This is a genomic window from Roseibium sp. AWQ4_254, assembly GCF_056161025.1.
Window position 1 is genome coordinate 90,232 of the sequence record NZ_JBSWYH010000019.1, and the last position, 20,372, is coordinate 110,603.

Genomic DNA, 20,372 nt, shown 5'->3' on the forward strand with positions numbered 1-20,372 from the left:
ACGCCGGGCCTCTCGCTTGCTGCGTCCCGTGCCCCTCAGGGCGGGCAGAGTCCGGACCCTGAGGGGTGGGCTTTCTCATTTTGATTATTTTATATTGAATATTGGATCCAATCCAGATTATCAATATTATCAGCAGGCCGACCCAATGTTTTTCTTATACTGAGACCGGGTAGGGCGGCCGTTTTCCCTAAAGGAGAAATCCATGACTGCTTCGATTTTTTCCGGCTGCATGCCCGCCTTGATGACGCCCTGCAAGGCCGACCGCACACCGGATTATGAGGCGCTTGTGCGCAAGGGACAGGAGCTGATTGCGGCGGGCATGTCGGCAGTTGTCTATTGCGGCTCCATGGGGGACTGGCCGCTGCTGACCGATGAACAGCGCATGACCGGCGTGGAGCATCTGGTAAATGCCGGCGTGCCGGTTGTTGTGGGCACCGGGGCCGTCAATACAACCCTCGCCGCCGCCCATGCCGCCCATGCGGCACGGGTTGGGGCCAAGGGGCTTATGGTAATCCCGCGAGTCTTGTCCCGGGGCAGTTCCGTGGCCGCCCAGAGAGATCATTTCAGCGCCATTCTGACGGCGGCGGACGGGCTTCCGGCGGTGATCTACAACAGCCCCTACTATGGTTTCGCCACCCGGGCGGATCTTTTCTGCGAATTGCGCCTCACTTTCCCGAACCTTGTGGGGTTCAAGGAGTTTGGCGGTCCGGACGATCTGCGCTACGCAGCGGAATATATCACGTCCCAGGATGACCAGATCACGCTGATGGTCGGCGTCGACACGGCCGTGTTCCATGGCTATGTCAATTGCGGTGCGGGCGGTGCGATCACCGGCATCGGCAATGCCTTGCCAAAGGAAATTCTGCATTTGGTCAGCCTGTGCGAACAGGCTGCCACCGGGGATGTGACCGCGCGCCGCCGGGCCAAGGAGTTGGAAGAGGCGCTGGCGGTTCTTTCCAGCTTTGATGAAGGCCCGGACCTTGTGCTGTTCTACAAACATTTGATGGTGCTGAACGGCGAAGACGCTTATCGTTTGCACTTCAACGAGTCCGACCGTCTGACCGATGCGCAGCGCACCTATGCCGAAGCGCAATTCCGCTTGTTCAAGAGCTGGTATGCGGACTGGTCCACGAAGCAGGGATGACGCTCAATGCGCGTGATTGACAGCCATACGGCCGGAGAGCCGACCCGCGTGGTGGTGGATGGTGGCCCGGATCTCGGCAGGGGACCGCTTGCAGAGCGCGCAGCCCGGCTGGAAGCAGATTATCTGGATGTTTGCGCATCGATCGTGATGGAGCCGCGCGGGCATGAGGCTATGGTCGGAGCACTGCTGGTGCCGCCGGAGCGGACGGACTGTGTGGCCGGGGTGATCTTTTTCAACACGTTGCAGAATCTCGGCATGTGTGGCCATGCGTCCATTGGCCTTGGCGTGACGCTTGCCTATCAGGGACGCATCAGACCCGGGCGCCACAAGCTGGAAACCCCGGTCGGTGTCGTGGAGATCGTGCTCCATGACGCCAATACGGTGACCGTGCGCAATGTGGAAAGCTACAGGCTGAACAAGGATGTCACCGTGGAGGTGCCCGGCCATGGGCTGGTGACCGGCGATGTCGCCTGGGGTGGCAACTGGTTCTTTCTGGTCAAGGACAGCCCGGTGGGGCTGGATCCGGCCAATATCAGGCCGCTCACCGATCTGGCGCTGAAGATCCGAAAGGCGCTGGAAGAGAGCGGGATCACCGGAGCAGACGGGGCCTGGATTGATCACATTGAGCTTTTCGGCCCGCCACAAAGTGCAGAAGCTCATAGCCGGAATTTTGTCCTGTGCCCTGGCGGTGCCTATGACCGCTCGCCCTGCGGCACCGGGTGTTCGGCGAAGCTGGCCTGTCTTGCGGCCGACGGACTGCTGGAGCCCGGCCAGGACTGGGTGCAGGAAAGCATTGTCGGCAGCCTCTACCGGGCCAGTTACGAGCCGGGGGTGGACGCAGGCGTGATCCCCGCAATCACCGGTCAGGCTTTTGTCACCGGGGAAACACGGCTGATCTTCAATCCGTCCGACCCGTACCGGCAAGGTCTCCGACTGTGAGCGGCCAGCCAGCGGAGGATATCATCCTCATTGGGGCTGGAATTACCGGAATAACCGCGGCTTTGGCGCTTCAGAGCCAGGGCCGGAAAGTTCTGGTGATCGACAGGGCCGATGGCGCAGTGAAGGCGTCAGAGCGCAATGCGGGTGCCTTTGCCTTTCCCGAAGTTGAGCCTCTGGCAACCCCGGGCATCATGGCAAAGGCGCCAAAATGGCTGCTCGATCCGCTCGGACCCTTGTCCGTGCCACCGGCCTATGCGTTAAAAATCACCCCCTGGCTGCTGCGCTTCTGGCGGGCCAGCCGTCCGGACCGCTATCATCAGGCGGTCAGCGCCCAGGTGGCGCTGATGACCCTGTCCAAAGACGCGCTGGAAACCCTGATCCGGGAGACCGATGCCAGCCCGCTGATCCACCGGGAGGGCCAGTTGCAGCTCTATGAGGGCGTGCGGGACTATTGGGCCAGTCTGGCAAGCTGGGATCTGCGCAAGGACCACGGCATTGCCTTTGAGCTGCTGGAAACTCCGGAAGCGATAGCTGAGATCCAGCCCGGTCTGGACCGGCGCTTCACCCATGCGGGTTTCACGCCGGATTGGATGAATACCAGCGACCCGGCCCGCTGGCTCACCCATCTGCGCGGGATTTTTCTGGCCCGGGGTGGGCGGATCGAGCCGGCAGAGGTGAGCGCGCTACGGCCGCAGGAGAGCGCCGTTCTTGTGCAGACCTCCTCGGAAAGCCATCTGGCAAAGCAGGTGGTGCTTTGCGCAGGGGCATGGTCCCACCGTCTGGCCGCAACTCTCGGCGACCGGATCCCGCTGGAGACCGAGCGGGGCTACAACACGTCTTTTGCCGAAGCGGGTTTCGATTTGAAGACCCACCTCACTTTCTCCAGGCACGGCTTTGTTGTCAGCCGCCTTAACCAGGGCGTCAAGGTTGGCGGGGCGGTTGAGCTGGGCGGGCTGAATCTGCCGCCCAATTTCAAACGGGCGGAAATCCTGGTGCGCAAGGCCAAGACCTTCCTGCCCGGCTTGAAAACACAAGACGGAGAGCAATGGATGGGCTTCCGCCCGTCGCTGCCCGACAGCCTGCCGGTGATCTCCAGGTCTCCGAACGAGCCAAGAGTTGTATATGCATTTGGCCATGGCCATCTGGGCCTGACCCAGTCAGCGGGCACGGCCCGGCTGGTCGCTTCTTTGGTTGGCGGAACACCTCCGGAGATCCCAATAGGTGCGTTCGCAGCGGACAGGTTTTAAGGCGGGCGGGGCCTTTAGGGAAAGGAAAGACGATGCGCAGCACAAAGACCCTTCACGTGATTTCCTGCCATGCGGAAGGCGAAGTTGGCGATGTCATTGTCGGCGGAGTCGCGCCTCCACCCGGCGACACCCTTTGGGAGCAGCGCCGCTTCATTGCCGAGGACGGGACCTTACGCAATTTTGTGCTGAACGAGCCGCGCGGTGGTGTCTTCCGCCATGTCAATCTGCTGGTGCCGCCCAAACACCCGGACGCGGATGCGGCCTTCATCATCATGGAACCGGAAGACACGCCACCCATGTCCGGCTCCAACTCCATTTGCGTGTCGACGGTTCTTCTGGACAGCGGCATTTTGCCTATGCAAGAGCCGGTGACCGAGCTGTTGCTGGAAGCGCCCGGCGGCCTGGTGCGGGTCAGGGCCGACTGCTGCAATGGCAAGGCGGAGCGCATCCATGTGCAGAATGTCGCCAGCTTTGCGAGTAGGCTGGATGCCAGTCTGGAAGTCGAGGGGCTTGGAACCTTGCGGGTGGACACCGCCTTTGGCGGCGACAGTTTCGTTATGGTCGACGCCAAGGCCCTGTCCTTTGAGCTTGAGGAAAGCGAAGCGGCCGACATAGCCCGGCTGGGGGCACAGATCACCCGGGCGGCCAATGAACAGCTTGGCTTTTCCCATCCGGACAATCCGGACTGGAGCCACATTTCTTTCTGCGCCTTTTGCGGACCACTTGAGGAAACGGCAACGGGCTTTGCCGGCCGCTCCGCCATTGCCATTCAGCCGGGCAAGGTTGACCGCTCGCCCTGCGGCACGGCGGTCTGCGCCCGCATGGCGGTCATGGCCGCGCGGGGCCAGATGCGCGGCGGGCAGACCTTCGAAGCCACCTCCATCATCGGCTCCACCTTTATCGGGACACTTCTGGGCGAAACCAGGGTGGGCGGCCAGCCGGCCATCGTGCCCCAGGTCAGCGGACGGGGCTGGATCACCGGCACCCATCAGCACATGCTGGACCCGGACGATCCCTGGCCTGCAGGCTACCGGTTGAGCGACACTTGGGGTGCTTAGAAACGTCCCTGAGATATCTCGGGTCCTAAGCCGAAAATTTCATTGTGGCGCTTATAAAGAAAGCTTACCTCTAGTGTGGTGGAATTGAAATGGGCCTCATTTGTGCAGCGCGCGCCGAAGCGTATTTCAATTCCGAAAACCACACTTGAAACATAGACTTGCTAGTCACCCCCCATGAATCTGAAGTTCGTTCTGAACTCGCTGGAAAATGAAACGAACTTCAGATCAGGGTGGCTAGGCTGAAACGAGAGGGACTTGGCTGTCCGTCTCCGCCTGTTCATCAAAAGGAATGAGTTTCATGTCCCTTCGCATCAACGATACGGTCCCCAATTTCACTGCCGAAACGGATCAGGGCCAGATCACCTTCCACGACTGGATCGGCGAGAGCTGGGCGATCCTGTTCAGCCATCCGAAAGATTTTACGCCGGTCTGCACCACCGAATTCGGGTCGGTTGCCCAGCTGGCCGATGAATGGGCCAAACGCGGCACGAAGGTGATTGGCGTGTCGGTCGATAGTGCTGAAGACCACCGTAAATGGAAAGGCGATATCGAGAAGGTCGGCGGAGCCACGGCGGCCTTCCCGATTATTGCCGATGAGAGCCTTGAGGTTTCCAAGGCGTTCGACATGCTGCCCGCAGAAGCCTATCTGCCGGACGGGCGGACCCCGGCGGACAGCGCAACGGTGCGCTCCGTCTTCATTATTGGACCGGACAAGCAGCTGAAGCTGTCCATGACTTACCCGATGACCGTCGGCCGGAATTTCGAGGAAGTCTTGCGTGCGCTTGATGCGTTGCAGACCTCCGCCAAGGGCGTGGCAACTCCGGCCAACTGGGTTGTGGGTCAGGACGTGATCGTACCGCCGAGCGTCAGCGATGAAGACGCCAAGGCTAAATTTGGCGAATTCGACGCGGTTCTGCCCTATCTGCGCAAGGTGAAAGCGCCAGAGTAAGTCTCCGGTCCCTGAACCTGTGACTGCACGGCCGGCGGCCGCGTCTGCGGCCGCCGGAACGTGATGCAAGCCCCGCCCAAGCCGCTGGGGTCAGCGCGCCCCTGAACAGATCTGCAGCAGCGCCGACAAGTGATCGGGGGCCGTAAGGCCAATGCAACAGGCATGGGCGGTCACCAGAAATGCAGTCAGGGCGCAGCCCGCTGCAAGGGCGATCAGCAAGGACGGGTCTTCGTGAATCTCACGAAGGAGTGCGGTGGCTCCATCCGAAATCCGGACTGTCAGCATTCTATCCTCCCTCTGGAAAGAAGCGCCCGGACAGTGTCCCTCCGGGCGGGAAAAAGATCAAGAAACCTGTTTTTCGTTCGGGTTGTCTGCTTCAAGTTCCCCTTCGGCCTTCCGGCCGCCAAAGAGACCGCCGAGCCAGCCTTTCTTCTCAGAGCCTGCCCCCTCTTTTTCCGCGTCAGATTGCTCCTCGGGCATATCGGTGGGGGCAATCTGTTCGGCAAAGGCAGCAAAGAACTCGCCCGCGAGTCGTTTGGATGTGGAATCGATCAGGCGGGCGCCGAGCTGGGCAAGTTTGCCACCGACTTTCGCATCCACCTCGTAGTGCAGAATGGTTGCTTCCGGCCCGTCTTCCTCTAGCCGGACCTTGGCGCCGCCTTTGGCAAATCCGGCAACCCCTCCTGAGCCTTCCCCTTCAATCGTATAGCCGTTTGGCGGATCCAGATCGTTTAAGGTGACCTTGCCGCCGAACGTGGCTTTGACCGGCCCAACTTTCAGTTTGACCTTCGCTTCCATCTCCGTATCAGACTGTTTGGTCAGTTCCTCGCAGCCCGGAATTGAGGCCTTCAAGACCTCCGGATCGTTCAACGCGGCCCAGACCGTTTCCCGGGGGGCGTTGATGCGCTGGCTGTCATTCATTTGCATGTGTTTGTCTCCAGATGGGATGAGGGGTCAATTGTTTGAGTGTGTGGTTTGCGGGTGGGGCTGTCGCTGGTTCTGGCGCCGGATCTGGGTAAGTTCAGCCAGAATGGACAGGGCGATCTCCTCCGGTGTGATGGCGCCGAGATCGAGCCCTGCCGGTCCCTTGATACGGTCCAGAGTCGTCTGAGCGAGGCCCTTGCCGCGCAGTTTGTCCTTCAAGGCCGCGATCTTGCGGCGGCTGCCGACAAAACCGACATGCCGGGCCGATACCGCCAGCGCAGCTTCAAGCGCGGCCTGATCTCCGCGCCCCTGCGTCGACACAAGAATGAAGGTTTCTCCATTGCCCGGCCGCAGTGTGTAGCCCTCATTGCGCCGCAGGGGCGGGGCAAAGGCCTCAAGATCCTCCGCAGGCGCATGGACAGTCACGTCGAAACCAAGGGCGGGTGCCTGCCGTGACAGCGCAACGGCCACCGGGCTTGCGCCGCAAATCATCAGGCTGGGCCGGGGCAGAACGGGTTCGATGAAGATGTCCATTGTGCCCTGGCTGGGGCACATGTTTCTGGCAAATTGCACCCCATCGCGCTCGTCTCCAGCCGTGAGGCCTTTTTCCGCCAGAAGATCTTCAGGCTGAATGGAAATGAGGCGGGCTTCACCATCTTCAAGGGCGGCCCGGGCCGCCTTGACTACGGCGGAGCGCGCGCAGCCTCCACCTATCCAGCCTCCGGCTATCGTTCCATCGTCCGCAATCACGGCTTTGGCTCCCGCCTTGGCGGCTGTCACTGAAATCGTGCGCACCACAGTGGCAAGGGCATAGGGAAGGCTGTCTTGCTGCAATCTCGCCATGAGCGGCTGAAGATCGCCGGTCAGGGCTGGAGGGGCGTCCGAAGGAGCCCCCTCAACGGATATGTGCTTCATCGGATCCTCTCCCATGGCGTCACAACCTGGCCAGATACGGTTCGAGCGCGGCAAGGCTGTCGAGATTGTGGGCGGGCGCAAACAGATCAATATGGGGCAGCGCCGCTGCCATTCCCCCAGCAGTGGGCTCGTAGCCCTGCCAGCCAAGCAAGGGATTGAGCCAGACAATGCGTTTGCAGCGCCGCCGAAGCCGGGCCATTTCCACACCGAGGGCGTCCGGTGCGCCGGTGTCATAGCCGTCCGACAGGATGAGAACACAGGTTCGAGAATGGATCACCCGCGCAGCATGCCATCGGTTGAAGTCGGTTAGGGCTTCCCCGATCCTTGTCCCGCCGCCAATGCCCTGAGCCATCAGGCCCATCCGGTCGAGGGCCCGGGCCGCATCCCGTTCCGAAAGGGCAGACGAAACGTGAACCAGCCGGGTGTGGAACAAAAACGCTTCGGCCTGACGGAAATTGTCCAGCAGGCCATGGATGAAACGGGTGAAGACAGCCGTATAATTGTTCATGGAGCCGGAGGCATCCAGAAGGATAACAAGTTTCAACTGCCGCTGACGGGGCCCTTTGCGGACAAGGTCAATCGGGGTGCCGCCATGCGCCACCGACTGGCGGATGGTCCGGCGCAAATCAAGCCGGGGGCCCTTGCGTGTCTGCCGGTCACGGCGTGTGAGGCGGATACGCATGGACTGTGCCAACCGTTCGGCGAGCGCATGCGCCTTTGCGACGGCTTCAGGATCATGCAGCTTTCGGAAATCCATCTGGCTGAGATGTTCCGCCAAGCTGGCTCCTTCCCGCCGCCCGGACGGGGCATCGCCCGTATCTTCCTCTTCCCCCGGCTGGCGCTCCACATCCCCGGCAATGGTGTCCTGCCGTGCCCCCTGGGTCTCCATGAGATCGCGGAGGGTCTTCAGGCCCTTTTTCGGGCTGGTGCCGGTGACTTTGACAGCGGATTTCAGCCCCTTCGCGAACCAATAGACATCAAATAGGGCGTCAAACCGGGTCCAGTCGGAGCGGCGGCCGCAGAAAAGACAGCGCAAGGCCCGTTTCAGAGTTTCGGGCTTGCAGGCCAGCGGGGAGCGCAGGAGAAGAAGCGCGTCTTCCGTTTCCCGCATGCCGACCCGAAAGCCGTTTTCCCGGAGCGATGCAACAAACCCGGCCAAGCGCAGGCGCAGGACACTGCCAACATCCTTGTCCGTTTCGAAGGCAACAGCGGCGGCCATATCAGGCGACCCTGCCCAACAGCCGGTCCGTGACCTCCTGAGTGACCCGGGCCCGGTCTTCCCGGGTCTTGAGCACGCAGGTCAGTGTCTCGAACACCAGCTCCCGGCTGTCCGCCAGGGACCTGGCCCCAAGGCCAAGCAGCGCGGCTGCCCAGTCGATGGTTTCGGCAACGCCGGGCACTTTCGTGAGGTCTTCCTTGCGCAAGTTGCCCATCAGCTCAGCGATCTGCAGAGCAAGACTGGCGTCCAGCCCCTCGACCCGTGATAGCAGGATGCGGGCCTCCCGGTCCGCGGAAGGATAATCCACATAGTGATAGAGGCAGCGGCGGCGCAGAGCGTCGGACAATTCCCGCGTGCCGTTCGACGTCAGCACCACACGGGGGATACTGATTGCCTTGACCGTGCCCAGTTCGGGAATGGACACCTGATAGTCGGAAAGAATTTCCAGAAGGAATGCTTCAAATTCCTCATCGGCCCGGTCCACTTCATCGATCAGAAGGACAGGGGGCGTTTCCTGCCGGATGGCGGCCAGCAGGGGGCGCTCCAGCAGATATTTTTCGGAAAAGACGGCTTCTTCGACCTTGTCAGCCTCTTCGCCCGAACCCTCCCGCGCCTTGATGGCGAGCAGCTGGCGCTGGTAGTTCCATTCATAGATCGCATCGGAGCGGTCGAGGCCTTCGTAACATTGCAGACGGATCAGCGGCGCGTTTTCCAGCCGTGCAAGCGCTTTGGCAACCTCGGTCTTGCCGACACCGGCCTCTCCTTCCAGCAGCAGAGGCCGGTTCAGCATCGCGGTCAAATGCAGGGCGGTTGCCAGACCGTCATCTGCGACATAGCCGGTCTCTGCAAGGGCTTCTGCCAATTGTTCCCTGGTTCTGGTCATCCGGTTCGTTTTCGTCTTCGTCAGCGGGTTGCGATTTGACTGCACTGTCCCATTTTCTCTCGCGTGGACCATGCCGGTCCCTCAAGGCTGTGCAATCGGCGAGAGGCCGGCATGGCTTCCATGGCGCGCCATAGAAGCGCGCTGGACGGGTCAGCGGCAGCCAGAGGCCGCCGCCAGTACATAGGGCCTGAGATCTCAGGTGTGGGCGCCCAGATCTTTGGCTGCCTGCCAGATGCGCCAGGCGTCATGGGGCATCTGGATATGGGTGGCCCCAAGGAACTGAAAGGCATCATTGACCGCGTTGGAAAAGGCTGGCACGCCGCCCACATTCGGGCTTTCACCGACACCCTTGGCACCGATCGGGTGATGAGGGCTGGGTGTCACGGTGTGGCCGGTTTCCCAATGGGGCGTTTCAACCGCTGTGGGGAGAAAGAAGTCCATGAAGGAGGCCCCGAGCACATTGCCGGTCTCGTCATAGCGGATCTCCTGCCCCATGGCGATGGCGAAGGCTTCCGTCAGACCCCCATGCACCTGTCCCTCGATGATCATCGGATTGATCCGAGTGCCGCAGTCGTCCAGAGCGTAGAAACGCCGTGTCTTGGCGACCCCTGTGTCCACGTCGATATCCATCACGCAGAAATAGGCCCCGAAAGGATAGGTCATATTGGGCGGGTCATAGTAGCTGACCGCTTCCAGGCCCGGCTCCATATTGGGCGGGGGCGCGTGATAGGCGGCCCAGGCGATCTCCTTCATGGACTTGCGCGCCTGGGGATTGCCCTTCACCTGAAAGCCGTCCACATCCCATTCCAGATCATATTCCGACACTTCCAGCATATGAGCGGCGATCATCTGGGCCTTGTTGCGGATCTTGCGGGCTGCAAGGGCAATGGCGGCTCCGGCTACCGGGGTGGAGCGGGAGCCATAGGTGCCCAGCCCATAAGGTGCCGTATCGGTATTGCCTTCCTCCACCATGATATCGGCGGCTGGAATGCCGATCTCCGTGGCAATGATTTGCGCCCAGGTGGTTTCGTGCCCCTGGCCCTGGGACTTGGTGCCCATGCGCGAGATCACGGACCCGGTTGGATGAACGCGGATCTCCGCGCTGTCAAACATGGCAACGCCCAGAATATCGCAATTCTTGGAAGGTCCGGCGCCGACAATCTCGGTGAAAAAACTGATGCCGATGCCCATAATGTCCCGGGTTTCGCCCCGTTTGAAAGCGTCCTGTTTGGCTTTCTGTTCGGCGCGCAGCTCCCGGTAACCGATCGTGTCCATCGCCTTCTGCATGGCGGTGTGATAGTCGCCGCTGTCATATTCCCAGCCGAGGGCGGATTGATAGGGAAACTGCTCCGGCCTGATGAAGTTCTTTATGCGCAGGTCCGCCGGGTCCATGTCCAGCTTCTGCGCCAGAATGTCCATCGCCCGCTCGATGCAGTAGGCCGCTTCCGTCACCCGGAACGAGCAGCGGTAGGCAACTCCGCCCGGAGCCTTGTTTGTATAAACACCGTCGACAGACAAATGGGCCGCTGGAAAGTCGTAGGATCCGGTCACGATATTGAAGAAACCGGCTGGCCATTTCGACGGGTCGGCGCAGGCGTCAAACCCGCCGTGATCGGCCAGCACATGCACTTTCAGGCCGGTCACCGTGCCATCGGATTTTGCCGCGATTTCCGTGGTCATATGATAGTCGCGGGCAAAGGACGTCGTGGACAGGTTCTCCATCCGGTCCTCCACCCATTTCACCGGAACCCCGGTCACGATGGAGGCCACAATGGCACAGATATAGCCCGGATAGACACCCACCTTGTTGCCGAAGCCACCTCCGATATCCGGCGCGACCACATGGATTTTGTGTTCGGGAATGGTGGAGAGCAGCGAGGCGACGGTGCGGACGACATGGGGGGCCTGGAATGTGCCCCAGACCGTCAGCTCGCCCTTCACCTTGTCCATGGACGCAACGCACTGGCAGGTTTCCAGGGGCGAGGGATGGGTCCGGTGATAGGAAATCATCTCCTTGATGGTGACGTCGGCCTCCGAAAAAGCCTGTGCCGTCTCGTCCTTGTCACCAACCTCCCAGTTGAAGATGTGGTTGTGATGCTTGCGCGGCCCGTGGGCGCCTTCCGTCTTGCCCTCAAGATCCGGCCGGAGCACCGGTGCATCTGCTGCCATGGACTGGAAGGGGTCGGTCAGAACGGGCAGTTCCTCATAATCCACATCCACCAGCTGGATGGCATCGTCGGCAATGTAGCGGTTCTCTGCCACCACAAAGGCAACTTCCTGATTCTGATAGAGCACCTTGCCATCGGCCAGCACCATCTGCACGTCCCCGGCCAGTGTCGGCATCCAGGCCAGGTTGACACCTTTCAGGTCCTCGGCGGTCAGGACGGCGATCACGCCGGGCAGTTTCAAGGCTTCCGTCGCGTCGATCCGGGTAATCTTCGCGTGGGCATAGGGGGAGCGGACAAAGTCGCCAAACACCATGTCCGGCAATTTCAAATCGTCCACATATTGGCCCTTGCCCTGGGTGAAGCGGACATCTTCCACGCGCTTGCGCTTGCAGCCCATGCCTTCCAGGGCGGCTTCACGTTGTTCCCGTGTCGGGGTCATGTCGTTCATTCTGCAGCCTCCTGAATGTCGGTGCCGTTCAGCTTGGCGGCGGCATATTGGATCGCCTTGACGATGTTCTGGTACCCGGTGCAGCGGCACAGATTGCCGGCAATGCCCATGCGGATTTCATCTTCTGTCGGGTTTGGATTTTCCTTCAAAAGCGTATGCGCGCGGGTGATCATGCCCGGCGTGCAAAAGCCGCATTGCAGGCCGTGCATCTGCCGGAAACCTTCCTGAAGGGCCGACAGGGTTCCGTCCGGATTGGCAATGCCCTCAATTGTGGTCAGCTCCGCGCCATTGGCCTGGACCGCAAACACGGTGCAGGACTTGACTGACATGCCGTTCATCTCAACGGTGCAGGCGCCGCAATGGGAGGTTTCACAGCCGATATGCGGCCCTGTGATGTCCAGTTCTTCGCGCAGGAAGTGGATCAGAAGTGTGCGCGGTTCGGCAAAACGCTGCACCTTCTTGCCGTTGACGGTCAGCGTGACCGGGATCTGTTCGATATCACTCATGTTAATTCTGCTCCCGTGGTCAGCCGTTGGCGCGGTCTGCGGCCCTGGCCAGGGCGCGCCGCATCATGATTCCAGCCATTTTCGTCCGGTATTCCGCCGGGCCGCGCCCGTCGGACGCCGGGTCTGTGATGGCTTCGGCCGCTGCGACTGCTTGTGAAACCACCGTTTCATCCAGGGTCGACCCGGTCAGGATGGTGCTGGCGTCTTCGGCATAGAGGGGTGTGTCGGCCACATTGGTGAGGGCAATGGCGCAGCTTGAAACAGTTCCGCCGGTCATGGTCAGCACAACCGCGGCAGCGGCGGTGGCATAGTCGCCAACTTTGCGCTTCAGTTTTTCATAGGCATAGCCGTGGCCCGCCGGGGGAACCGGGATCTTGACCGCTGTCAGGATTTCTTCCGGCTCTAGGGCGGTGAAATACGCGGCTTCATAGAACTCCCGTGCGGGAACGTCCCGGGCACCGCCCGGACCGGTCAGCACATAAGACGCATTCAGGCACTGCATCAGCGCAGGCATATCGTTGCCCGGATCGCCATTTGCCACATTGCCGCCCAGCGTGCCGAGATAGCGAATTTGAGGATCTGCGATCAGGAGGGAGGTTTCCCGGATAATCGGCAGCTTTTCGCCAAGCAGTTCCGAACCGATCAGCTCATGCTGTGTGGTCATGCATCCGATGGTGATCGTCCCGCCCGTGTCTTCAATGCCCTTGAGGTCTTCAATGCCTCCGAGATCAACAAGATGTTCGGGTGCGGCCATGCGCAGTTTCATCATGGGGATCAGGCTGTGCCCACCCGACAGCGGGCGGGCTTCGTCACCATGATTGGCCAGAATGGCAACGGCCTCGGCCACAGATGATGGACGGTGGTAAGTGAATTCACCGGGGATCACGTTTGTCTCCTCCCTCTCACGCCGGAACGGCCCGGCTTTCGGCGGGGCTCCCTGGGCGCGTCCGGCAAACAGGGAGACCGGCCAACGATGCAACGCTGCCATGCATGACAGATCGTCGCATGCATAGAGGGTGATGAATGTTGCGGCGCACCTGCAAGGGATCGCGCACCGGATGCGGGGCTGAATAAACGGGTGACGTTGCGGGCTGCACGAACTGCGTCAGCAACCCTTACGCAATTCATGAGATGCGTTTGCCTGTTTGTCCGGATGTCCTTCAATTCTATAAAGAAAGTGTGCTGGCGGTGAAGGCCGGCTTCTGCAGGTTACCATTGGGCCGTATTTGATGACGCAGACGCCTATTGGCCAATCTACGCCCTTAAAGCGGAAGACATGGCGGCATTATTGCGCTGCGGCGGGATGGCTGGAGGGGGGCTCTGCCGCATCTGCAAGCGCGGTCAAGCGGTCCCGGATCCGGCTCCATCTGGACCGGCTGACGGGAACGGTCTGCCCGTCTGCCCCTTCCAGAACCAGCACACCGCCATCTCCCGACCGTTTGAAACTGGCCACCCGGGACAGGTTGACGATATGGCTCCGGTGAACCCGTTTGAACAGTTTCGGGTCGAGTTGCTGTTCGGCTTCGCTGATGGACAGCGGGCAAAAGAACTCCCGTTCGCCGTCATAGAGTTTCGTGTAATGGGCATCCGCGTGGATTGCGGCAATCTCGGCCATGCCGATCTGGGCTTTGTGCCCGTCCCGCTCAATCGGCAGGGTGCGCCGGAGGATCGGCGAGGTGGGCCGGGCTTTGGCGCCTGCCGCCTGAAGTCCGGCAGCGCTTTTGGGGGCGGCTTCCTGGCTGGCGCCGGACTGAGGATCTTCTGCGCTTGCCGGAGGCGCCTGAGCGAGGTCTGGCGTTGTCCGGCCAGCCTTGGCGTTTTCTTTGTCCGGCGGCACCAGCGTCAGCAGAAACAGGCCCGAGACAAGAAAGGCAACGCAGGACACGAGGATGGCCAGGGTGCCCGGACCGAGCGAAGGCGCCGACACTGTTCCCGCTGCGGGCGCCAGCTCATAGCGCAAACCGGCCATGGCGGTATAGTGCATTGCGGAGATGGCAAGCGCCATTACGGCGGCAGAGACCACGAGCGGCGGGCGCTTGCCAAGGCCGAACAGAAGCCACAGCGACAGTCCGGCCGCATTGAATGCGATCAGGAAGCTGGCCAGCACATAGGCTGGATTATGGGTCATATGCAAGGAGATGTGCAGGGAGTACATGCCCAGATAGTGCATGGTGCAGATACCGGCCCCCATCACGAAAGCGGACAGCCCGAGACGCAAAGGCGTGAGGCGGCGGTTGCTGGCGGTGAACACGGCCATGCCAACAACCAGAACACAGATCAGAAACGAGAGCAGGGTCGGTAGGATGAGAAAGCCCACGCCTAGGGGGAACTTGATCGCAAGTATGCCGACAAAATGCATCGACCAGATCGCCAGAGCGAGGGTCAGGGCCGCTCCGGTCAATAGCAGACGGCGCCTCGGGTCAACCGCATGGCGGACCTGAAGCGCCAGGCTCAAACCAACAAAGCTTCCCTGAAAGGCCATCACCAGGGAAAGCGCAACGAGCCAAGGCTCGTGCGTTGCTGTCATGCCAAACCACTCCTCCCTCACGGCCTCCGCCGGGGCAGGCAGAGGCAGTCAAGGTGTAATGATAGGATAAAGCCGGAAGGGCAGCAATCAGGTCCTTTGAAGGGGGGGGCAAGATCCAAAGCGGCCGCGTTGTTCTCTTTGGCGCCGCAGCCAGCGTCGAATCCAGAACCGGCCCGCCCGCCGTTATCCCAGGAACCAGTCCCGGGCATTGCCGTGGCAAATGCGCCGGATCAAGCCGTCAGTCAGATCCGGGGCATCCGGCAGACTGCCCTCCTCGATCCAGCGGCCGGTGATCCGGCAGACAAGGCGCCGGTAATAGTCATGCCTTGGAAAGGAGAGGAAAGATCTGGAATCGGTCAGCATGCCAATGAAGCGGGAGAGCAGCCCCATCTGCGCCACCTGGGTGAGATGCCGTTCCATCCCGTCCAGCTGGTCGTTGAACCACCAGGCCGGACCGGACTGGATCTTGCCCGGCTCCGAACCGTCCTGAAAATTGCCCGCCGTTGTCACCAGCACCTCGTTCAGGGCGGGGTTCAGGCAGTAGATGATGGTGCGCGGAAGACCGCTGCGCCGGTCGATCTGGTCCAGAAGCGCGTTCAGCGGCCGGCCGATGGCCTCATCGGAAATGGAATCGCCGCCCGCATCCGGGCCAAGCCGGTCGAACAAGGCGTGCCGTTGATTGCGGAAAGCGCCGATATGCAGCTGCATCACGATCTTGCGCCTGGCGTAGGCCACGCCCAGTTCGATCAAGACCGCCGCCTTGAAATCCGCGTCGTCCTGCCGGGAGACCGTGCCGCCGTCTAGTCCCTTTTGCAGGATCGCATCCAGGTCCGGGCCTCTGCGCAGGGCGAAAGGGGCCAGCTCGTTGAGGCCATGGTCCGATGCCCGGCAGCCATGGGCGGCAAAGTGGTCAAGCCGGTTCAAAAGCGCGGCAATGAGATCGTCAAACCGCGCAATCTTCACTCCCGAGGCGCTTTCCAGCGCTACGCAATAGGCGGAGAAGCCCTCAGCCGAGGGGGTGAAGGTCTTGTCCGGACGGAAGCTCGGGGCCACCTGAAAGGGAACATCCGGGTCCGCCTGCGCCCTGGCATGAAACGCCAGAGGGTCGCACGGATCATCGGTCGTGCCGACATAGTGGACATTCATCTGCTTGAGCAAGCCTCGGGCGCTGTGGCTGGGGGCGGAGAGCTGCTCCTGAGCGGTGGACCAGACCTCATCAGCCGTTTCCGGGCCGAACACCCCGTGCCAGCCGAAATAGCGCTTCAGCTCAAGATGGGTCCAGTGATAGAGCGGATTGCCGGCGCAATGGGGGATGGTCCCGGCGAAGGCATTGAACTTTTCCCGGTAGCTTGCGCTGCCTGAAACCCGGTCTTCGTCAACACCGTTCCAGCGCATGGCGCGCCATTTGTAGTGATCTCCCTCCAGCCAGATTTCTCCCAGCGAAGACCAGGTCCGGTTGTCGGCAATAGCGGCCGGATCCAGATGGTTGTGAAAATCGATGATCGGCAAAGGCGCGGCAACTTCGTGATAGAGGCGGCGGCCGGCCGGAGTGTCGAGCAGAAAATCCGGTCCGAGAAAGGGCTGTGGCATGTCGGGAGATCCTGTCAGACAAGCGCATCAGAAAGGGTTTGCGAGACCCCGCCGGAGGACAGGCGCTCAAAAGCGGACTGGACCCCGCTGACAAAAGCGCTGGATCCGGGCAGATCGGCGCCGAAGACGTCTTGAAGGGCCAGCATCCGTTCCACATAGGCGGACCCGTCCGCCTCCTGTGCAAGTCCGGCGATCCGCTCCGCCAGCGGGTCATTCACCGGCAGAGGCGCACCGGTCTCCGACCTGGCTCTGCAATAGAGCATCCAGCCGGCCACTGCACAGGAGGACAAATCCCAGCTGCGCCCGGCGGCCATGTTCTGCCGGATCGGGGCGAGCAGCCTTTGCGGCAGTTTCTGGCTGCCATCGGAGGCGATCTGTGTGGTCTTGTGGCGCAGGGCGGAATTGGAAAACCGGCTGATCAGGGCATCCGCATAGGCGGTGACATCCACCCCTTCCGGCACGTCGAGCGTCGGGGCCTGTTCGGCCAGCATCAAGCTCCGTGCGGCGGCCAGAAACACCGGATCGGCCATGCAGTCAGCGATGGTTTCCTTGCCCGCCAGGGCGCCGAGATAGGCCAGGAAAGAGTGGGTGCCATTCAGGAGCCGAAGTTTCATCTCCTCAAACGGTGCCACATCCGCGACGAACTGGGCTCCTGCGAGATCCCAGGCTGGGCGCACACCGGCAAAACTGTCTTCAATCACCCATTGGCGGAAGGGTTCGCACAGAATCCCGGCCGGATCGAGCCGCCCAAGCGCGCTTTCCAGTTTGGCGCGGGAGGCGTCCGTCATGGCGGGGGTGATCCGGTCGACCATGGAACAGGGAAAGCGGCATTCGGTGGCGATCCAGGTTTCCAGCGCCGGATCCCGGTCCCGGGCAAAATCCAGAACGGCCTGACGGCACAATGTGCCATTGGCGGGCAGGTTGTCACAGGACAGGATGGTCAGGCCGCCAAGGCCGGCTGCCATGCGCTGTTCCAGCCCGAGCGTCAGAAACCCGATAGCGGTTGTGGGAGGGCCGTCAGAGGCCAGATCGGCGGCAATGGCCGGGTTGGTCCGGTCAAGCTGGCCTCCGGAGAGGCAATAGCCCTTTTCGGTAATGGTGAGTGTGATCAGCTTCAGATCCGGCCCGGCAATGTCCGCCAGCAGGGCTGCCGCCCCATCACGTTTGGGATGCCGGGTTGCGATGACAGCGCCGATGCTGCGCACCGAAAGGGTATCACCGGCCATCTCGCCAACCGTGAACAGCCCGTCTGCGGCGTCCAGCTGTGTCAATTCCTCCGCGCCGGAATTCAGCCGGCTGACGATCACCCCCCAGTCGGTTCCGGTCTTGCGGAGCATCTCGTCATGATAGACCAGCAAATGGGCCTTGGCGAAGGCACCGAAGCCAATATGCAGCAGCCGGGGGCGCAGGCCAGTCCGGTCGTAAGAAACGGTTTGGAGGGTCGAAGACGGTTGGGTCATGGGATCACGGGTGTTGAGAGAAGGAAAATGTATCACCTGAAGTGTGCTCGGCACCATTGACCTCAAGCGGGTCTGGGCTGGCACACCAAAGCGTGATGTTGGAATAGGCCGGGGACCAGGTGCCGGACCGCTCCCAGGACAGGGATACCCGGCCATCTGTGCGGGCAAGGTCAAACCGGGTCAGGCAATGACTGCCGTCCAGGGCCGTGGTTGAAGTGCCGTCATCGTCATAGCCGAGTGACCGGCGGGGCGCGGTCCCTTCCGGCTGCGGATAAAGGCGCCAGGTTCGTTCAGTGTCCGAGGCCGCATCGGAACGGGCGCTGGCGCCGCCAAAAGGCAGAACGGTGCCGCCGCGCACAAAAAGCGGGATCGTCTCAGGGCCAACCGGAACATCCAGCGTGGTCCCGCCTGCGGACCACAGGCTGCCGTCAAAGGCCCACCAGCCCTCCGAAGTTGCAGGCAGCGTGACCCGGCGCGATGTGGCTCCTTTTTCAACCACTGTAGCCACCAGCAGGTCCCGGCCGAGCAGGAAGTCGAATTCAGTCTCCCGGCAAGCCGGATCGTCCGGATGGTCCAGAAACAGGGGCCGCAGGATCGGTTCACCTTCGGTCACGGCCCGGTAGAGCTGGGTATAAAGATACGGGATCAGCCGGGCGCGCAGCTTTAATGCCGCGCGCACATGAGACGTGATTTCCGGATACATCCAGGGTTCATTGGCCGTGCCGTCGTCGTTCCAGGAATGGATCGTGAAGCGGGGATGGAAAATCCCGTTTTGCACCCAGCGCAGGAACAGTTCCGGCTCCGGCCGGGGACCGGCAAAGCCGCCGACATCATGACCAATATTGTAAAAACCCGACAGGCTGAGGCCGAGCCCCATGGGAATGTTCCAGCGCAGCGTCTCCCAGCTGGTGAAATTATCGCCGGTCCAGGTCTGGGCATAGCGCTGGGTGCCGGGCGCTGCACAGCGGGAAATCAGATAGGGCCGCTTGCCGGGCTGCGCTTTCCTCTGGGCCTCAAAAGACGCCCGTGTCATCAGCTGGCTGTGCAGTGGCCGGATCAGATTGACCGGCAGCGGCGCACCGAACCCGTCGCAGACCGCCTCATCATCCCAGACTTCATATTCATTGTTGTCGTTCCAGGTGCAGTGGATGCCCTTGTCGAACAGCTTGTCTTTCAGATTGGCCTGCCACCAGGAAATGGTTGCCGGATTGGTGAAATCGAGATGGGAACCGGTGCCGTCCCAAAAGGGGGAGTGTTCGGGAGCGCCGGTTTCGCTGTCGCGGATGAACAGGCCCTTTTGGGCAACGTCATCATAAAGCGGATGGTCCTGAAGCAAGACAGGTTTGATGTTGGCTACCAGATGAATGCCCGCATCTGCGTAGGCTTGAGTAAAGGCCTCTACATCCGGAAACCGCTGGGTGTTCCAGTGAAAGACATAGCGTTTGCCATCAATCGCGGTGTAGCCGGACGAAAGCTGAAAGCTGTCGCAGGGCATGTCTTCCTGTTTGAGCCGGGCCAGAAACCCCTGCAGCCGCTCCTGGGCATTGTCGGAATCCGTATAGGCCATTGTGGACCCGGAATAGCCAAACCCCCAGCGGGGCATGAACGCGGTGCCGCCGGTCAGCCAGTGGTGCCGTTTGACAACGGAAAGAGCCGTTGGGCCCCAGCTGAAATAATAGTTCAGATCCCCATCACTTGCCCGGAAGGCGCGGAAAGGCTGGTGGTAATTGTCCTTCTCGTTGCCAAGGTCAAACCAGCACGGGGCCAGCGTGTCATAAAACAGGCCATAGGCGCCGAACGGGCCCAGGTCGGTGAGCGTGAAAGGAATGTGCTTGTAGAGCGGATCGGTGCTTTGAGCGTCATAGCCGAGCGCATCCAGATTGCGCATTTCAAAGCGGCGGCCGGAACGCTCCAGCGGACCGGCTTTTTCGCCAAGGCCATAGATGTGCCCGCCGCTGGTCCGGCTCAAATAGTGTTGATTGCGATGGTCCCGGCGGCCGATCATATAGGCGTTCTGGGCCCGGTCGCGGGCGATTTCCTGCCAGTCATGATCCGGGCTTTCCCGGGCTTCCCATATAAGGGCGAGCGGCTTTTGGACTGTCAGGCGCAGTTTGCCCGTCTCAAGGGTAAGGCCCTCCGCCCGCTCTTCAAGGCGGAAGCCGGGACAGGAAAACCCGCTGGTGTCCTCCCGGAGACGGCCTTCAAACGGCACATCGCCGTCCGGCGCGATCGCCCAGGTCCGGTCCATCCTGCGGCCACCATCCTTCTGCAGACTGATGCGGATGAGGTCTGTCTCCAGCACATCAATGGAAAACCGGTGCCGTGTCTCGACTAGCAGGCTGAGGCCGGTGGCCGTTCTATCCTGAAGCGTCCAGTTGTGAAGGGCCTTCATCTC

At 61.4% G+C, this 20,372-nt stretch carries 17 protein-coding genes; 5 read left to right on the top strand and 12 right to left on the bottom strand.

Annotated features, from left to right (window positions below):
• Nucleotides 1-202 precede the first annotated feature (202 nt).
• The 5 genes from ACXAIC_RS15695 to ACXAIC_RS15715 all read left to right on the top strand — a co-directional run bounded on the left by ACXAIC_RS15695 (nt 203) and on the right by ACXAIC_RS15715 (nt 5,337).
• Nucleotides 203-1,144, top strand: coding sequence for a dihydrodipicolinate synthase family protein (locus tag ACXAIC_RS15695; protein ID WP_475181478.1), 942 nt, complete (start codon nt 203-205; stop codon nt 1,142-1,144).
• 6 nt (nt 1,145-1,150) lie between these two features.
• Nucleotides 1,151-2,083 carry a 4-hydroxyproline epimerase gene (locus ACXAIC_RS15700; protein WP_475181481.1) on the top strand — a complete coding sequence of 311 codons (933 nt, stop codon included), beginning with the start codon at nt 1,151-1,153 and terminating at the stop codon, nt 2,081-2,083.
• Complete coding sequence (locus ACXAIC_RS15705) at nt 2,080-3,330, top strand: NAD(P)/FAD-dependent oxidoreductase (protein WP_475181486.1); 1,251 nt, start codon at nt 2,080-2,082, stop codon at nt 3,328-3,330. Before ACXAIC_RS15700 ends, ACXAIC_RS15705 begins: the two co-directional genes overlap by 4 nt.
• A gap of 32 nt (nt 3,331-3,362) precedes the next feature.
• A complete protein-coding gene (locus ACXAIC_RS15710) occupies nt 3,363-4,388 on the top strand; it encodes a trans-3-hydroxy-L-proline dehydratase (RefSeq protein ID WP_475181490.1) in 1,026 nt (341 codons plus the stop codon).
• 298 nt (nt 4,389-4,686) lie between these two features.
• Nucleotides 4,687-5,337: a peroxiredoxin gene (locus ACXAIC_RS15715; RefSeq protein WP_475181496.1), complete on the top strand. Its 651-nt coding sequence runs from the start codon at nt 4,687-4,689 to the stop codon at nt 5,335-5,337.
• A 90-nt stretch (nt 5,338-5,427) separates the two neighbouring features.
• Here the strand turns inward: ACXAIC_RS15715 and ACXAIC_RS15720 are convergent, their stop codons facing one another.
• The 12 genes from ACXAIC_RS15720 to ACXAIC_RS15775 all read right to left on the bottom strand — a co-directional run bounded on the left by ACXAIC_RS15720 (nt 5,428) and on the right by ACXAIC_RS15775 (nt 20,369).
• The gene (locus tag ACXAIC_RS15720) at nt 5,428-5,622 is read right to left on the bottom strand and encodes a hypothetical protein (protein WP_475181501.1); all 195 of its coding nucleotides are present in this window, start codon (nt 5,620-5,622) and stop codon (nt 5,428-5,430) included.
• A gap of 57 nt (nt 5,623-5,679) precedes the next feature.
• Nucleotides 5,680-6,264: an SRPBCC family protein gene (locus tag ACXAIC_RS15725; RefSeq protein WP_475181504.1), complete on the bottom strand. Its 585-nt coding sequence runs from the start codon at nt 6,262-6,264 to the stop codon at nt 5,680-5,682.
• Nucleotides 6,265-6,291: 27 nt separating this feature from the next.
• Nucleotides 6,292-7,176 carry an XdhC family protein gene (locus ACXAIC_RS15730; protein WP_475181509.1) on the bottom strand — a complete coding sequence of 295 codons (885 nt, stop codon included), beginning with the start codon at nt 7,174-7,176 and terminating at the stop codon, nt 6,292-6,294.
• Nucleotides 7,177-7,195: 19 nt separating this feature from the next.
• On the bottom strand, nt 7,196-8,395 hold the full coding sequence (locus tag ACXAIC_RS15735) for a vWA domain-containing protein (RefSeq protein ID WP_475181515.1): 1,200 nt from the start codon (nt 8,393-8,395) through the stop codon (nt 7,196-7,198).
• A 1-nt stretch (nt 8,396) separates the two neighbouring features.
• Nucleotides 8,397-9,278, bottom strand: coding sequence for an AAA family ATPase (locus tag ACXAIC_RS15740; RefSeq protein ID WP_475181519.1), 882 nt, complete (start codon nt 9,276-9,278; stop codon nt 8,397-8,399).
• Nucleotides 9,279-9,473: 195 nt separating this feature from the next.
• A complete protein-coding gene (locus tag ACXAIC_RS15745; RefSeq protein WP_475181524.1) occupies nt 9,474-11,894 on the bottom strand; it encodes an aerobic carbon-monoxide dehydrogenase large subunit in 2,421 nt (806 codons plus the stop codon).
• The gene (locus ACXAIC_RS15750) at nt 11,891-12,400 is read right to left on the bottom strand and encodes a (2Fe-2S)-binding protein (RefSeq protein WP_475181526.1); all 510 of its coding nucleotides are present in this window, start codon (nt 12,398-12,400) and stop codon (nt 11,891-11,893) included. Before ACXAIC_RS15750 ends, ACXAIC_RS15745 begins: the two co-directional genes overlap by 4 nt.
• Before the next feature lie 19 nt (nt 12,401-12,419).
• On the bottom strand, nt 12,420-13,286 hold the full coding sequence (locus tag ACXAIC_RS15755; RefSeq protein ID WP_475181530.1) for an FAD binding domain-containing protein: 867 nt from the start codon (nt 13,284-13,286) through the stop codon (nt 12,420-12,422).
• Between the two features lie 399 nt (nt 13,287-13,685).
• Nucleotides 13,686-14,927, bottom strand: a complete 1,242-nt coding sequence (locus ACXAIC_RS15760) for an MHYT domain-containing protein (RefSeq protein WP_475181535.1) — start codon at nt 14,925-14,927, stop codon at nt 13,686-13,688.
• A gap of 183 nt (nt 14,928-15,110) precedes the next feature.
• Complete coding sequence (gene uxaC, locus ACXAIC_RS15765; protein ID WP_475181540.1) at nt 15,111-16,517, bottom strand: glucuronate isomerase; 1,407 nt, start codon at nt 16,515-16,517, stop codon at nt 15,111-15,113.
• Between the two features lie 14 nt (nt 16,518-16,531).
• Nucleotides 16,532-17,977: a mannitol dehydrogenase family protein gene (locus tag ACXAIC_RS15770; RefSeq protein ID WP_475181545.1), complete on the bottom strand. Its 1,446-nt coding sequence runs from the start codon at nt 17,975-17,977 to the stop codon at nt 16,532-16,534.
• A gap of 4 nt (nt 17,978-17,981) precedes the next feature.
• A complete protein-coding gene (locus ACXAIC_RS15775; protein WP_475181550.1) occupies nt 17,982-20,369 on the bottom strand; it encodes a glycoside hydrolase family 31 protein in 2,388 nt (795 codons plus the stop codon).
• Between the last annotated feature and the right edge of the window lie 3 nt (nt 20,370-20,372).

Coding starts and splice junctions, on each gene's coding strand:
- ACXAIC_RS15745 (WP_475181524.1), bottom strand. CDS start 11,894: ATGAACGACATGACCCCGACACGGGAACAACGTGAAGCCGCCCTGGAA.
- ACXAIC_RS15700 (WP_475181481.1), top strand. CDS start 1,151: ATGCGCGTGATTGACAGCCATACGGCCGGAGAGCCGACCCGCGTGGTG.
- ACXAIC_RS15760 (WP_475181535.1), bottom strand. CDS start 14,927: ATGACAGCAACGCACGAGCCTTGGCTCGTTGCGCTTTCCCTGGTGATG.
- uxaC (WP_475181540.1), bottom strand. CDS start 16,517: ATGCCACAGCCCTTTCTCGGACCGGATTTTCTGCTCGACACTCCGGCC.
- ACXAIC_RS15770 (WP_475181545.1), bottom strand. CDS start 17,977: ATGACCCAACCGTCTTCGACCCTCCAAACCGTTTCTTACGACCGGACT.
- ACXAIC_RS15750 (WP_475181526.1), bottom strand. CDS start 12,400: ATGAGTGATATCGAACAGATCCCGGTCACGCTGACCGTCAACGGCAAG.
- ACXAIC_RS15695 (WP_475181478.1), top strand. CDS start 203: ATGACTGCTTCGATTTTTTCCGGCTGCATGCCCGCCTTGATGACGCCC.
- ACXAIC_RS15730 (WP_475181509.1), bottom strand. CDS start 7,176: ATGAAGCACATATCCGTTGAGGGGGCTCCTTCGGACGCCCCTCCAGCC.
- ACXAIC_RS15710 (WP_475181490.1), top strand. CDS start 3,363: ATGCGCAGCACAAAGACCCTTCACGTGATTTCCTGCCATGCGGAAGGC.
- ACXAIC_RS15720 (WP_475181501.1), bottom strand. CDS start 5,622: ATGCTGACAGTCCGGATTTCGGATGGAGCCACCGCACTCCTTCGTGAG.
- ACXAIC_RS15725 (WP_475181504.1), bottom strand. CDS start 6,264: ATGCAAATGAATGACAGCCAGCGCATCAACGCCCCCCGGGAAACGGTC.
- ACXAIC_RS15775 (WP_475181550.1), bottom strand. CDS start 20,369: ATGAAGGCCCTTCACAACTGGACGCTTCAGGATAGAACGGCCACCGGC.
- ACXAIC_RS15715 (WP_475181496.1), top strand. CDS start 4,687: ATGTCCCTTCGCATCAACGATACGGTCCCCAATTTCACTGCCGAAACG.
- ACXAIC_RS15740 (WP_475181519.1), bottom strand. CDS start 9,278: ATGACCAGAACCAGGGAACAATTGGCAGAAGCCCTTGCAGAGACCGGC.
- ACXAIC_RS15735 (WP_475181515.1), bottom strand. CDS start 8,395: ATGGCCGCCGCTGTTGCCTTCGAAACGGACAAGGATGTTGGCAGTGTC.